Raw genomic sequence first — 14,725 nt, 5'->3', positions numbered from 1 at the left:
ACCCGAACAACACTCAAAACCTCAATAAAATTGAGCGTTTATGAGTAGCTATGTTGGGAAGAAATGGTGCCCAGGAGAGGACTCGAACCTCCACGTCCATACGGACACTAGCACCTGAAGCTAGCGCGTCTACCAATTCCGCCACCTGGGCAGGTGTCGTGGAGGGGCGTTTAAGCCTACTGGTGGGGGGCGTCAACAGGATTCGGGAAGTTTTTTGAAAGTTTTTTGATGCGCGCATCTGAAGCGTGGGACAGGTGCCGGACTGAAACGGATTTATCGCCGGGGCGCGGCGTTATTGTGCCTTGTTTGCAGTGCTCTGGGGCGATAGATCGGATCAGGACCCATTTAGCAGGAGCCGTTTCATGTCCAAACTGGTCACGATTTATGGTGGATCGGGATTCGTAGGTCGCTACGTTGCGCGCCGTATGGCGGCTCAGGGGTGGCGTGTTCGGGTCGCGGTGCGGCGCCCGAACGAGGCGATGTTCGTCAAGCCTTATGGTGCAGTGGGGCAGGTCGAGCCGATCCTGTGCAATATTCGCGATGATGCCTCGGTGGCCCTGGCCATGAAAGGTGCCGATGCCGTCGTCAACTGCGTTGGGGTTCTGAACGAGCTGGGTAATAACACGTTCGACGAAGTGCAGGCTGAAGGCGCGGAACGGATCGCGCGGCTGGCTGCGGAACAGGGTGTGGCCCGGATGGTTCACATCTCGGCAATTGGTGCGGATGCGGAGGCGGACAGCGTCTATTCGAGAACCAAGGCCAAAGGCGAGGCGGCCGTTCTGGCCCATATGCCGGATGCCGTGATATTGCGCCCATCCGTTATTTTCGGGACCGAAGATCAGTTCTTCAACCGCTTTGCCGGCATGGCGCGCCTTGGGCCGTTTCTACCCCTGGCCGGTGCAGAAACTCGGTTTCAGCCGGTTTATGTCGATGACGTGGCCAAAGCCGCTGTTTTGGGCATTCTGGGTCAGGCAGACGCGGGTATTTACGAACTTGGCGGTCCCGAGGTCAAATCGTTCCGTGAGCTGATGCAACAGATGCTGGGGGTTATCCACCGGAAGCGCATCATTATCGGGTTGCCATTCTTTGCGGCGCGTATCATGGCCGGAGTGCTGGATATTGTGAAGTTTGTCAGTTTTCAGCTGTTTCCAAATACGATCCTGACACGTGATCAGCTGAAAAACCTGCGCCATGACAATGTTGTTTCGGATGGTGTGAAGTCTTTCCCGGACCTCGGGATTGAGCCTGCAACGCTTGAGTCGGTTCTTCCGGATTACCTGTGGAAATTCCGCCCGGCCGGTCAGTATGACGACATTCAGAATTCGGCCGGAAACCTGCGGATCTGATCAACTGTAGGCGATTGCCAGCAGTATCACGCCCAGAAAAACGCGATAGATGACGTATGGCGTAAAGCTGACGCTGCGCAAAAGGCGCATCATGAGGCTTAGGGCAAGGAGTGCGGAAAAAAACGCGAAGGCCGCTGCTATTGCGCCGTCTTTGGCCAGTTGCGCGTCCGCGTTTCGGACCACGTCAACGGACAACAGTGTCCCCGAAGCAAGGATCGTCGGGATCGACATCAGCATGGCGATCCGTGCGCCATCTTCCCGTGTGTAGCCAAGATGGCGTGCGCCCGTGATCGTGATCCCGGATCTTGATGTGCCCGGGATCAGGGCCAGCACCTGCCACAGCCCCATGATCGCCGCATCCCGCAGGCTCCAGTCACCGGCGTGTTTGGACTGAGGTCCTTTTTGGTCCATCCAGTACAGCAGTAGGCCAAATCCAAGCATGGTCCAGCCGATCACGGCGACGGACCGAAGGCTTTGGCTGAGACCGGTCAGGTAAAGGACGGCGCCAACCATGACCGTCGGGATCGTCGCAATGATCAACCCGGCGGCCAGCCTGGATTGCGGCGTATCAAGTCGGCCGCTTAGTGCTCGGGGAAGTCCGGCGAAGGCCTGTTTAACATCTGTCCAGAAATACAGAACAACAGCGCCCAATGTACCGACATGCACGGCCACATCGATGGCCAGGCCCTGATCATCCAGCCCGGTAAGGCTGGGCAGCAGGATCAGGTGCCCCGAAGAGGAAACCGGCAGAAATTCGGTTATTCCCTGAATAATCGCCGCAAGAATCAATTGAAAAATGCTCATCCGCCCGCCGTGACGCTGCCGTGTTTTCGTTATGAACAATGGGTATAAGCGTGATGAAGAAAAGAAAAGCAGGCAGATAGGTCCGAATCGGCTCTAAAATCTGACAAATTCCCAGAATTTTTTCGTCATTGCGTGTGAATTTCTTAAAATAGGTCAGTATAATTGACTTTTCATCCGACCTGCGATCTCTTAAAGAAAACCGACCTAGCCAATTCATGGAGTCCGACCCGTGGCCAAGCAACCGATGCTGAAATTTGTGCAGATCGACCGCGTCATGCCCAAAAAGCGTGCCGCTGATGACCGCAAGGAAGACTTTTCCGAGATTTATGCCGAGTTTGCTGCCGAAAAGGCGGTCGAGCAGGCCAGTCGCTGCAGCCAGTGCGGTGTTCCCTATTGTCAGTCGCATTGTCCGCTGCACAACAATATTCCGGATTGGCTGCACCTGACTGCAACCGGACGCCTGGAAGAAGCCTATCAGACCAGCCAGGCGACCAATACCTTCCCTGAAATCTGCGGCCGAATCTGCCCGCAGGACCGCCTGTGTGAAGGTAACTGCGTGATTGAACAATCCGGCCACGGAACGGTCACCATCGGGACGATCGAGAAATACATCACTGACACGGCCTGGGGCAAAGGTTGGGTGAAGCCGGTCGTGCCGGGCGCCGAGCGCGGCGAAAGTGTCGGAATCATTGGTGGTGGCCCCGGTGGCTTGGCTGCAGCCGACATGCTGCGCCGTGCAGGTGTTCAAGTGACGGTTTATGATCGTTATGACCGGGCCGGGGGCCTGTTGATGTACGGTATCCCGGGTTTCAAGCTGGAAAAGGACATCGTTCAGCGCCGCAACGATCTGCTGGCCGACGGTGGGGTCGCGTTCGAGCTGAACTGTGACGTTGATGCGGACAAATTCGAAGAAATACGCGCCAGGCATGACGCCGTGATCATCGCGACCGGCGTTTACAAGTCCCGCGATCTTTCCATGCCGGGCAGTGGTCTGGGCGGGATCGAGAAAGCCATCGACTTCCTGACTGCCTCGAACCGCAAGAGCTTTGGCGACGCGGTTGAGGATTTTGACAACGGTCGTCTGAACGCCGACGGCAAGAAAGTCGTGGTCATTGGCGGTGGGGATACCGCAATGGACTGTGTGCGCACATCGATCCGTCAGGGCGCGACCTCGGTCAAATGTCTCTATCGCCGCGACCGGGCCAATATGCCGGGATCGCAGCGTGAAACCCAGAACGCCGAGGAAGAAGGCGTCATCTTCGAGTGGCTCAGCGCACCCAAAGGCTTTACCGGTGACGACAAGGTCTCTGGAGTGATGGTGCAGAAGATGCGTCTGGGCCAACCCGATGCTTCGGGCCGTCAGGCCCCCGAAGTGATCGAAGGCGCAGACTATGTCGAAGAGGCCGATCTGGTCATCAAGGCGCTGGGTTTCGAACCTGAAGACCTGCCCACACTGTTTGGTCAGCCCGACCTGCCCGTAACCCGCTGGGGCACCGTCAAGGCCGCGTTCCAGACCGGTGAGACCGAGATGGACGGCGTCTATGCCATCGGAGACATCGTACGCGGTGCCTCGCTGGTCGTATGGGCGATCCGGGATGGCCGCGACTGCGCCGACGCGATTATCGAGCGTTTCAACAGCAGGGCTGCCGTCGCAGCCGAATAACCCGAAAGCCCAGCGACAGGAGGGTCAGAATGCCCGAATTGCAAGGCCAATGTATGTGCGGCGCGGTCACAGTGACCGCTACTCCGGCGAAGGAATCGCTGGGCGCATGCCACTGCGATCAATGCCGCCGTTGGACCAGTTCGATGCTGATGACTTTTCAGGCTGAATCCGGTTACGCGGCATTGGGGCCTGTAAAGACTTATGCATCGTCCGACTGGGCCGAGCGTGCCTTCTGCGCGGATTGCGGTTCGGCACTTTGGTACCGGATCACCCTGCCGGGCGAGTTGCACGGACATACACAGATGGCGGCGGGCCTGTTCGAAGATACGGGCCACAAGCTGCAACTGGAACTTTTTATCGACAAAAAGCCCGATGGGTACGCGTTTGCAGGCGAGCGCAAGCAAATGACCACAGCCGAGGTCGAAGCCATGTTTGCCCAGCCGGAAGAAGGAGACAATCAATGACCAAATATGATGCCGATTGGGTGCGGGCCGAAGAGGCCAAACGCAAATGGCTGGCGGAAAACGGTCTCTATTCCGAGGAAGAAGAGCATTCTTCCTGCGGTGTCGGCCTTGTTGTTTCCGTTGACGGCAAGAAAAGCCGCAAGGTTGTGGATGCTGGAATCGATGCGCTCAAGGCGATCTGGCACCGCGGCGCCGTGGATGCCGACGGCAAAACGGGTGACGGCGCGGGTATCCATGTGCAGATCCCGGTTCAATTCTTCTATGACCAAATTCGGCGCACCGGTCACGAGCCCAACCTGAGCGAACTTATCGCCGTTGGTCAGGTGTTTCTGCCCCGCACTGATTTCGGCGCGCAGGAGCGGTGCCGGACTATCGTGGAAACCGAAGTTCTGCGCATGGGCTATTACATCTATGGTTGGCGCCATGTTCCGGTCGATGTGACCTGCCTGGGCGAAAAGGCAAATGCGACCCGCCCCGAGATCGAGCAGATTCTGATCTCGAACTCCAAGGGCGTGGACGAAGAGACGTTCGAGCGTGAGCTGTACGTGATCCGTCGCCGCATCGAAAAGGCGGCAATGGCGGCCGGGATTTCCGGCCTGTACCTGGCCTCGCTGTCTTGCCGCTCGATCATATACAAGGGAATGATGCTGGCCGAACAGGTTGCAGTCTTCTATCCCGATCTCATGGATGAGCGCTTTGAATCGGCGTTCGCGATCTACCACCAGCGCTATTCCACCAACACCTTCCCGCAATGGTGGCTGGCCCAACCCTTCCGCATGCTGGCCCATAATGGCGAGATCAACACGCTGAAGGGCAACATCAACTGGATGAAAAGCCATGAGATCCGCATGGCCAGCGGCACCTTTGGCGACTATGCCGAAGACATCAAGCCGATCATTGCAGGCGGATCGTCGGATTCGGCTGCATTAGACTCTGTTTTTGAGGTTCTGGTGCGCGCGGGCCGCTCGGCCCCGATGGCGAAAACCATGCTGGTGCCTGAAAGCTGGTCCAAGCAGGCGGTCGAACTGCCGCAGGCATGGCGCGACATGTATTCCTACTGCAACTCGGTGATGGAGCCTTGGGACGGCCCTGCCGCGCTGGCCATGACTGATGGCCGCTGGGTCTGCGCCGGTCTCGATCGGAACGGGTTGCGCCCGATGCGCTATGTGGTGACGGGCGATGGTCTGGTCATCGCCGGATCAGAGGCTGGCATGGTGCCGATCAACGAGGCGACCGTGGTCGAAAAAGGTGCATTGGGTCCCGGGCAGATGCTGGCCGTGGACATGAAAAAGGGCAAACTGTTCCGCGACACTCAGATCAAGAACAAACTGGCCCGCGCGCTGCCGTTTGGCGAGTGGGTCGGCAAGATCAACGATCTTGATGCCACTTTGGCAGGCGTCACCGAACGTCCATTGTTCACCGGCGAGGAACTGCGCAAGCGGCAGATCGCGGCTGGGTACTCGGTCGAGGAACTGGAGCAGATTCTGGCACCAATGGCCGAGGATGGAAAAGAGGCGCTGGCCTCGATGGGTGACGACACACCCTCGGCAGTGCTGTCCAGGCAATACCGCCCGCTCAGCCATTTCTTCCGCCAGAATTTCAGCCAGGTGACCAACCCGCCCATCGACTCGCTTCGCGAATATCGCGTGATGTCGCTGAAAACGCGGTTTGGCAACCTCAAGAACGTGCTGGACGAAGACAGCAGCCAGACCGAGATCATTGTGCTGGAAAGCCCCTTTGTCGGGAACACGCAATGGGAGAAGCTGGCAGAAAATTTCAATGCGACCCTGGCCGAGATCGACTGTTCGTTTGAACCAGGCGAAGGTGCGCTGGGCGACGCTTTGGCCCGTGTCAGAGCCGAAGCTGAAGAAGCCGTGCGCTCGGGCGCCGGGCATCTGGTCCTGACGGATCAGTATTCCGGTCCGGGCAAGGTGGCGATGCCGATGATCCTGGCCACCAGCGCCGTGCACTCTCACCTGATCCGTCAAGGCTTGCGGACGTTCTGCTCGCTGAATGTGCGGTCGGCGGAATGCATCGACCCGCACTATTTTGCCGTGCTGATCGGATGTGGCGCCACCGTGGTCAATGCATATCTGGCCGAGGATTCGCTGGCCGACCGGATCGAACGTGGCTTGCTGGATGGCACGCTGACCGAAAATGTTGCGCGATTCCGCGAGGCAATTGACCAGGGCCTGCTCAAGATCATGGCCAAGATGGGCATTTCGGTGGTGTCGTCGTATCGTGGCGGTCTGAATTTCGAGGCGGTGGGACTGTCCCGCGCCATGGTGGCCGAATACTTCCCCGGCATGACCAGCCGCATCTCGGGCATCGGCGTGCATGGTATCCGGGTCAAGGCCGAGGAGATTCACGCCAAAGGCTGGGACAGCGGTCTGGATGTGTTGCCAATCGGCGGTTTCTACAAGGCGCGCAAGTCGGGTGAGACCCATGCTTGGGAAGCGACCTCGATGCATATGATGCAAATGGCCTGTAACAGAGCCTCATATGAGCTGTGGAAGCAGTATTCGGCCAAGATGCAGTCCAATCCGCCAATCCATCTGCGCGACCTGATGGATTTCAAACCACTCGGCAAGCCGATCCCGATTGAAGAGGTGGAATCGATCACTTCGATCCGCAAACGCTTTGTCACGCCGGGCATGTCGCTGGGCGCACTCAGCCCTGAGGCACACAAGACGCTGAACGTGGCGATGAATCGGATTGGCGCCAAGTCGGACTCGGGTGAAGGCGGCGAAGATCCGGCGCATTTCGTGCCGGAGCCCAATGGCGACAACCCGTCGGCCAAGATCAAACAGGTGGCCTCGGGCCGTTTTGGTGTGACCGCCGAATACCTGAACCAGTGTGAAGAATTGGAGATCAAAGTCGCCCAGGGTGCGAAACCCGGTGAGGGCGGTCAATTGCCAGGCATGAAGGTCACCGACCTGATTGCGCGCCTGCGTCATTCGACCAAGGGCGTGACGCTGATCTCGCCGCCGCCGCATCACGACATCTACTCGATCGAGGATCTGGCGCAATTGATCTATGACCTGAAACAGATCAACCCGCGCTGCAAGGTGACGGTCAAGCTGGTTGCGTCCTCGGGCGTGGGAACGATTGCCGCCGGTGTGGCCAAGGCAAAAGCGGATATCATCCTTATTTCGGGTCACAACGGCGGCACGGGTGCCTCACCTGCGACCAGCATCAAATATGCCGGTCTGCCGTGGGAGATGGGTCTGACCGAGGCGCATCAGGTTCTGGCGATGAACAACCTGCGCGACCGCGTCACGCTGCGGACCGATGGTGGCCTTAGAACCGGACGCGACATTGTCATGGCCGCGATGATGGGGGCCGAGGAATACGGCATCGGCACCGCCGCCCTGATCGCGATGGGCTGTATCATGGTGCGTCAGTGCCAGTCGAACACCTGCCCGGTTGGTGTGTGCACACAGGACGAAAGCCTGCGCGCCAAATTCACGGGCAACGCGGACAAGGTTGTGAATCTGATTACCTTCTACGCACAGGAAGTTCGCGAAATCCTCGCCAGCCTGGGCGCGCGGTCCGTGGATGACATCATTGGCCGGGCTGATCTGCTGGCGCAGGTCAGCCGTGGTTCGGCGCATCTGGACGATCTAGACCTCAATCCGCTGTTGATCACGGTCGATGGTGCGCATGACATCGTGTACAATCGCGACAAAGATCGGAACGCAGTGCCGGATACTCTGGACGCCGAAATTGTCCGCGATGCGGCGCGGTTCCTGAAAGACGGCGAGAAGATGCAGCTGTCCTACGCCATCCAGAACACGCACAGAACCGTGGGCACCCGTGTCTCCAGTCATATCGTGCAGAATTTCGGGATGCGAAACACTTTCCAGCCGGACCATCTTCACGTGAAATTGCAGGGATCGGCCGGTCAGTCCTTGGGGGCCTTTGCGGCTCCGGGTCTGAAGCTGGAAGTGTCGGGTGATGCCAACGACTATGTAGGCAAAGGTCTGTCGGGCGGCACGATCGTGGTGCGTCCGCCGCAGATCAGCCCGCTGAAAGCGGATGACAACACCATTATCGGCAACACTGTCCTGTACGGCGCAACCGACGGTCACCTGTTTGCGGCCGGCCGCGCGGGTGAGCGGTTTGCGGTTCGGAACTCGGGTGCCAAGGTGGTCATCGAAGGGTGCGGGTCCAACGGCTGTGAATACATGACCGGCGGCGTTGCCGTGATCCTTGGTTCCATCGGTGCAAACTTTGGTGCCGGTATGACCGGAGGGATGGCTTATCTGTACGATCCTGACGGTAAGGCGCAGCTTCTGATGAACATGGAGACACTTGTCACCTGTCCGGTCACGGTGAGCCACTGGGTAGATCAGTTGCAAACGCTGATCAAACGTCACGCTGCCGAGACCGGAAGCCGCAAAGCCGCGGATATCCTGCAACACTGGGATGTCGAAAAAGCCAACTTCCTGCAGGTGTGCCCGAAGGAAATGCTGAACAAACTCAGCCATCCGCTGAGCGAAGAGATCGCAGCAGTTCCGGCGGAGTAAACAGACCCTAAACAAGGTCAAAACCCTGCGTGTTTTCACAAACGCGCAGGGTTTTCCTTTGCATGCATATGGCACAGGGACTGAAATTTAGCCCGTTCCAAACGCGCCTCATGCGTCGTATAGCAAGGGTATGGCAAAAAAAGCAGCGCGCGGAACGCGTGGTAAGAAATCAAAGGCAACAAAGTCAAAGAAGCTGTCGATATCGCGGATTCGCCGCTGGCTGACACGTGGGTTGTTGGCCTGTGTCGCATTTGTGGTCGGTCTTGTGCTGCTCTATTCGGTCGTCAACCCGCCGATCACGCATACAATCTGGTCCGAGTGGCGCCGGTTGGGCAAAGTTGAACGCGACTGGGTTCCGATCGAAGAGATTTCCCCGGTGATGGCGCGATCGGTCGTCGCTGCAGAAGACGCGAATTTCTGCCTGCACTGGGGCTTTGACATCGAGGCCATCCGAGATGCGCTGGAAGATGGTGGCGCACGCGGGGCGTCGACCATTTCGCAGCAGGTCGTCAAGAACGTGTTCCTTTGGCAAGGACGCAGTTGGGTGCGCAAGGCGCTTGAAACGTCGATCACGCCGGTTGTCGAACTGTTCTGGAGCAAGCAGCGCATTCTTGAGGTTTATCTGAACGTAGCTGAGACCGGAAACGGGGTTTTCGGGGTCGAGGCTGCCGCGCAAACGCATTTCAACGTATCCGCCGCTAATTTGACGCCGGTTCAGGCCGCGCGGATCGCTGCAATTCTGCCTTCGCCCAGGAACAGATCCGTTGCGGATCCGTCGGTTCGCACGCGCCGCCGGGCTGCCGCGATACGGGACGGAGCGGCCACCATCCGCGCAGATGGTCGCGCGGATTGTTTCGAGGATTGAAACCCAAGGCTGCTCAAGGCTAAAGCTTGGTTGTATTCACTGCTTTGATTGGAAGCTCATGGCGCGCCTGTTTCACGTTCCCCTGTCCCCTTATTGCCGCAAAGTTCGTCTGTCGCTGGCAGAGAAGAAAATCGAAGTGGAACTGGTTGAGGAACGGTACTGGGAGAAAGATCCGGATTTTCTGCGTCGAAACCCCGCAGGAAAGGTTCCCGTATTGCGCCTGGACGGGCAGGTGATGTCGGAAAGTGCGGCGATTTGCGAGTATATCGAGGAAACCCGCCCCGAACCCGCGCTGATGCCCAAAACGCCCGAAGCGCGCTATGAAGTAAGGCGTCTGGTCGGCTGGTTTGACGACAAGTTTCATCACGAGGTGACATCGAAACTGGTGTACGAGCGGGTCAACAAGAAAGTGACCGGGGAAGGCTATCCTGACAGCAAGCGCGTCAAGGAAGGCGCCCGCGCGATCAAGTACCATCTGGATTACATGACATGGTTGCTGGATCAACGCCGCTGGCTGGCCGGGGATCAGATGACTCTGGCGGATTTCGCCGCTGCCGCGCATCTGTCGGCACTGGACTATATCTCGGACGTGGACTGGAATCGCAGCCAGACGGTCCGGGACTGGTATGCCAAGATCAAATCGCGACCGGCGTTCCGGTCCATCCTGGCTGATCAGGTGCCGGGATTCCGGCCTCCGCCCCATTACGCCGATCTGGATTTCTGATAGGGTCGGGGCGCAGGGGGCCTTCCGCCCCCTCTTGGCCCGTCGGGCCAATTCACCCCCCGAGGATATTTTGGCCAGATGAAGAACGGATTGGGTTTGAAAGAAAAGCTGGTCGCCCAGGCGTTAAGCGAGGGCTTTGTGTCCTGTCGGATTTGCAGGCCCTGGGACGTGCCGCAGGTTCCGGACCGGTTGGAAGCGTTTCTGCAGGCCGGATATCATGGGCAGATGGGATGGATGGCAGAGCGCACTCATTGGCGTGGTGATCCGGCGATTTTGTGGCCCGAGGCCCGGTCGGTGATAATGCTGGCCGAAAGCTACGCGCCCGAACATGATCCGACCGAAATTCTGAACTATCCCGAAAAAGCGGCGATCTCGGTCTATGCTCAGAACAAGGACTATCATGATCTGGTCAAAAAGCGTCTGAAACGACTGGCGCGCTGGCTGATTGCCGAGGCCGGTGGCGAAGTGAAAGTGTTTGTCGATACAGCACCTGTGCCGGAAAAGGCACTTGGTCAGGCTGCGGGATTGGGTTGGCTGGGAAAACACACCAATCTGGTTAGTCGGGATTGGGGCAATTGGGCCTTCATAGGGTCTGTTTTCACGACTTTGGACTTGCCGGCCGATCCAGCGGAGTTTGACCGCTGCGGGTCGTGCCGGGCCTGTCTGGATAGTTGCCCGACCGACGCGTTTCCTGCACCGTACCTGTTGGATGCGCGGCGCTGTATCTCGTATCTGACAATCGAGCACAAAGGTCCGGTCGAGGAAGAGTTGCGCGGCAAATTGGGCAACAGGATCTATGGATGCGATGATTGTCTTGCGGCGTGTCCGTGGAACAAATTCGCGGTGGCGGCCAGTGATATGCGCTATGCGGCCCGGGATGACCTTAAGGCGCCTGCGTTAACTGATCTTGTGGCACTGGATGAAGCCGCGTTTCGGGAGAAGTTTTCCGGCTCGCCCATCAAGCGGATTGGTCGCGACCGGTTTGTGCGCAATGTGCTGTATGCCATCGGCAATTCGGGCAATGCAGAACTGTGTAGTGCCGCGCAGGCGCTGACGGACGACCCTGATCCGGCAGTGGCCGACGCGGCGCGCTGGGCGGTAAAACGGCTGTCGTAAATGCCGCAAACAGGCTGGACGTGACGGCGCAAACCGCTAGACCCTTTGTCAGCGAACAGATGGAGGACCCGATGGCGCTGGCTTTGGGGGTGGATACAGGCGGAACCTACACGGATGCGGTGCTGATCCGGGATGAGAAAGAGGTGATTGCCTCGGCCAAGTCCCTGACAACACGGGCGGATCTGGCGATTGGTGTGGGCAGGGCGATTTCGTCCGTGTTGCACGAGGCGCGGGTTTCACCCGACCAGATATCGATGGCGTCGCTGTCGACCACCTTGGCCACGAACGCCTTGGTCGAAGGGCAGGGCGGGCGTGTTGCGCTTGTGTATATCGGCTTCAAGGACAGTGATCTGGAAAAGCACGGGCTAAAGGATGCGCTTAAAGGCGACCCGGCGCTTGTGATTTCCGGTGGCCACAGCCATGCCGGTGGCGAAGCTGCGCCGCTGGATATTGCGGCGCTTGAGGCATTTTTAGACTCTCATAAAGGGATATCCGGCTTTGCCGTTGCTTCGCAATTCGCCACACGCAACCCGGCGCATGAGCTGGAAGCAGCGCGGATTATTGCGGAGAAGACAGGGGCACCGGTCACGTGTTCCCATCACCTGTCGGCCAGGCTGAACGGCCCGAAACGGGCGGTGACCGCCGTTCTGAACGCGCGATTGATTGGTATGATCGACCGCCTGATCGGTCGGGCACAGGACAGGTTGCACGAGCTGGGCATCACGGCCCCGATGATGGTGGTGCGCGGTGATGGTGCGCTGATGAGTGCCGAGCAGGCGCGTGAACGCCCGATCGAGACGATCCTCAGCGGCCCGGCGGCTTCGATTGTGGGGGCACGCTGGCTGACCGGGGTCGAGAATGCGCTTGTCTCTGATATTGGCGGGACCACGACGGATGTGGCTTTGATCCGGGACGGCAAGCCTGCGATTGACCCGGCCGGGGCGCAGGTGGGCGGTTTCCGCACCATGGTCGAGGCAGTGGCGATGCGGACCCATGGATTGGGCGGCGACAGCCAGGTTCACGTGGTTACTGAAGGCTTGGGCGGCGGCGTATTCCTGGGGCCGCGGCGGGTGCTGCCGGTTTCTCTGATCGCGTCGGAAGCGCCCGAAGTCGTGCATGCCGCGCTGGACGAGCAACTGCGGGCAACAACGGTGGGTGAGTTTGATACACGGTTCGCCCGAAGGGTTTCAGGGATGCGCGCTGATGAGGTCGGGCCGCGCGAGAATACCTTGCTGGAGCGGCTTGGTGACCAGGTTTTGCCGCTGAGCAGCCTGTTGCGGACCAGAATGGACAACGGCGCGCTGACGCGGTTGGTGGACCGCGGGCTTGTTCAGGTTTCGGGCGTCACGCCTTCGGATGCCAGCCATGTTCTGGGCCGGGTCGATGCCTGGGATTCAAGTGCTGCCCGCAAGGCGCTGGAACTTGTGTCCCGCAAGAGGGTGGGGTCGGGTGATGTTCTGGCGAAGTCTCCGGAACAGCTAGCCGGCATGATCGTGGATCAATTGACCGAACAGACCAGTTTGACCTTGTTAGAGACTGCTTTTGCGGAAGAAGGGCATGATTTTGGGGTTCCTCCTCAGGACCTGGCCCGTCATGTACTGACCCGGCGCGGCCTGGCAGGGCATCGTGGCCTGTTGTCTCTGGATACGGCTTTGAATGTCGATGTCGTGGGCCTTGGCGCTTCGGCACCCAGCTACTATCCGGCCGTCGGGGAGCGGTTGCGATGCCGTATGATCCTGCCCGAGCATACCGGCGTCGCAAATGCCATCGGTGCGGTTGTCGGGCGGCTGACTTTGCGGCGCTCGGGCACCGTAACCTCGCCTGCCGAGGGGCGATATCGCGTGCATCTGGACAGTGGGCCACAGGATTTTGCGGCGTCTGATCAGGCTTTGGCGCTGTTGGAAGCTGTTTTGAAGGAAGAAGCCGAATCCGCAGTCCGCGAAGCCGGGGCTGAAGATATCCGGGTCATTGTCGACAGGGACATCAAGACCGCGCGCATCGAGGCGCAGGATGTGTTTGTCGAAGCCCTTGTGACGGTCGAGGCAAGTGGCCGCCCACGAGTGGCCACTGGCTAGCCCCCCTTCGAATTCATAGAAGGTCAGGGCAGGTCGTCGTTTACTCGGCCGCATCCGCGCGTTTGGGCAGCACCCAGTCCTGGCGCGGAAAGTGGCAGGTATACCCGTTCGGGATGCGGACCAGATAGTCCTGATGCTCTGGCTCGGCCTCCCAGAAATCTCCGACGGGTTCAACCTCGGTCACGACTTTACCGGGCCATAGGCCACTGGCATTCACATCGGCAATCGTGTCCTGCGCGACCCGCTTCTGATTGTCGTCGGCATAGTAGATAGCCGAACGATAGCTCATCCCGAGGTCGTTGCCTTGACGGTTCACCGTCGTGGGATCGTGGATCTGGAAAAAGAACTCGAGCAAAGTGCGGTAAGATGTTTGTGCAGGATCGAACCAGATTTCGATCCCTTCGGCATGGGTGCCATGGTTGCGGTAGGTGGCGTTGGGCACGTCACCGCCCGTATATCCGACACGGGTGCGGGAAACGCCGGGAAGTTTGCGGATCAGATCCTGCATGCCCCAGAAGCATCCCCCGGCAAGTACGGCGCGTTCTTCAGTCATCAGATGTCCTCCACATGGATCAAATATTCGCCATAGCCTTCGGTCTCCATCTCGTCACGATGAATGAACCGCAGCGCGGCTGAGTTTATGCAATAGCGCAGCCCGCCATGTTCGCGCGGACCGTCAGGAAATACATGCCCCAGATGGCTATCACCGTGTTTCGAGCGCACCTCGGTACGGATCATGCCAAGGGTGGCGTCCCGAAACTCTTCCACGTGTTCGTGGATGATGGGCTTCGTGAAACTGGGCCAGCCGCAGCCGGATTCGTATTTGTGGGTCGAAGCGAACAATGGCTCTCCCGAGACGATATCAACGTAAATCCCGGGCTCCTTGTTGCCCAGATACTTGCCGGTGCCGGGGCGTTCGGTACCGCTGCGCTGCGTGACGTGGTATTCTTCGGGTGACAGAGCGGCGATGGCCTCGGGGTCTTTGGTATAGCGGGTCATGGCTCCTCCGGTTTTTGACGCGACTTGGCCTTCTATTTGGGCATAACGAGGCAAAAAGCAAAATCATATTTCAGCCATCTCGCGCGCTCGTGCATGTGATCCGGTTGCCAGGCGGGCACGTAGTTCTCAGTAAAGGAGGT

General features: G+C 58.9%; 11 protein-coding genes and 1 tRNA gene. 8 read left to right on the top strand and 4 right to left on the bottom strand.

What is annotated here, in order from left to right; all coding sequences use genetic code 11:
- Positions 1-64: 64 nt before the first annotated feature.
- Positions 65-151: transfer RNA gene (locus ACR0J2_RS16895), tRNA-Leu, on the bottom strand.
- A gap of 211 nt (positions 152-362) precedes the next feature.
- Here ACR0J2_RS16895 and ACR0J2_RS16890 point away from each other — a divergent pair.
- On the top strand, positions 363-1,346 hold the full coding sequence (locus ACR0J2_RS16890; RefSeq protein ID WP_480813320.1) for a complex I NDUFA9 subunit family protein: 984 nt from the start codon (positions 363-365) through the stop codon (positions 1,344-1,346).
- Here the strand turns inward: ACR0J2_RS16890 and ACR0J2_RS16885 are convergent, their stop codons facing one another.
- Positions 1,347-2,150 (bottom strand): undecaprenyl-diphosphate phosphatase, encoded by an 804-nt coding sequence (locus ACR0J2_RS16885; protein WP_480813319.1) that lies wholly within the window; start codon positions 2,148-2,150, stop codon positions 1,347-1,349. It abuts the gene before it with no gap.
- Between the two features lie 229 nt (positions 2,151-2,379).
- Between ACR0J2_RS16885 and ACR0J2_RS16880 the strand changes: the two genes are divergently transcribed.
- The 7 genes from ACR0J2_RS16880 to ACR0J2_RS16850 all read left to right on the top strand — a co-directional run bounded on the left by ACR0J2_RS16880 (position 2,380) and on the right by ACR0J2_RS16850 (position 13,586).
- Positions 2,380-3,813, top strand: coding sequence for an NAD(P)-dependent oxidoreductase (locus tag ACR0J2_RS16880; RefSeq protein ID WP_480813318.1), 1,434 nt, complete (start codon positions 2,380-2,382; stop codon positions 3,811-3,813).
- 29 nt (positions 3,814-3,842) lie between these two features.
- Positions 3,843-4,277, top strand: a complete 435-nt coding sequence (locus ACR0J2_RS16875) for a GFA family protein (protein ID WP_170682587.1) — start codon at positions 3,843-3,845, stop codon at positions 4,275-4,277.
- Positions 4,274-8,806, top strand: a complete 4,533-nt coding sequence (gene gltB, locus ACR0J2_RS16870) for a glutamate synthase large subunit (protein ID WP_480813317.1) — start codon at positions 4,274-4,276, stop codon at positions 8,804-8,806. The genes ACR0J2_RS16875 and gltB overlap by 4 nt, the downstream gene beginning before the upstream one ends.
- Before the next feature lie 130 nt (positions 8,807-8,936).
- Positions 8,937-9,671 carry a monofunctional biosynthetic peptidoglycan transglycosylase gene (mtgA, locus tag ACR0J2_RS16865; protein WP_480813316.1) on the top strand — a complete coding sequence of 245 codons (735 nt, stop codon included), beginning with the start codon at positions 8,937-8,939 and terminating at the stop codon, positions 9,669-9,671.
- 58 nt (positions 9,672-9,729) lie between these two features.
- A complete protein-coding gene (fzlA, locus tag ACR0J2_RS16860) occupies positions 9,730-10,395 on the top strand; it encodes an FtsZ-binding protein FzlA (protein ID WP_170808350.1) in 666 nt (221 codons plus the stop codon).
- Between the two features lie 78 nt (positions 10,396-10,473).
- Positions 10,474-11,511, top strand: a complete 1,038-nt coding sequence (gene queG, locus ACR0J2_RS16855; RefSeq protein WP_480813315.1) for a tRNA epoxyqueuosine(34) reductase QueG — start codon at positions 10,474-10,476, stop codon at positions 11,509-11,511.
- Positions 11,512-11,582: 71 nt separating this feature from the next.
- Positions 11,583-13,586, top strand: a complete 2,004-nt coding sequence (locus ACR0J2_RS16850; protein ID WP_480813449.1) for a hydantoinase/oxoprolinase family protein — start codon at positions 11,583-11,585, stop codon at positions 13,584-13,586.
- 40 nt (positions 13,587-13,626) lie between these two features.
- Here ACR0J2_RS16850 and msrA read toward each other — a convergent pair whose 3' ends face one another.
- Together msrA and msrB are read right to left on the bottom strand one after the other, a co-directional pair.
- Complete coding sequence (msrA, locus tag ACR0J2_RS16845) at positions 13,627-14,139, bottom strand: peptide-methionine (S)-S-oxide reductase MsrA (RefSeq protein ID WP_480813314.1); 513 nt, start codon at positions 14,137-14,139, stop codon at positions 13,627-13,629.
- Positions 14,139-14,585 carry a peptide-methionine (R)-S-oxide reductase MsrB gene (msrB, locus tag ACR0J2_RS16840; protein WP_170617350.1) on the bottom strand — a complete coding sequence of 149 codons (447 nt, stop codon included), beginning with the start codon at positions 14,583-14,585 and terminating at the stop codon, positions 14,139-14,141. Before msrB ends, msrA begins: the two co-directional genes overlap by 1 nt.
- Between the last annotated feature and the right edge of the window lie 140 nt (positions 14,586-14,725).

This window comes from Ruegeria sp. CG4 (assembly GCF_056537185.1).
The sequence above is the reverse complement of the archived record's forward strand: the minus strand, read 5'-3'. Positions and strand labels throughout refer to the sequence as shown.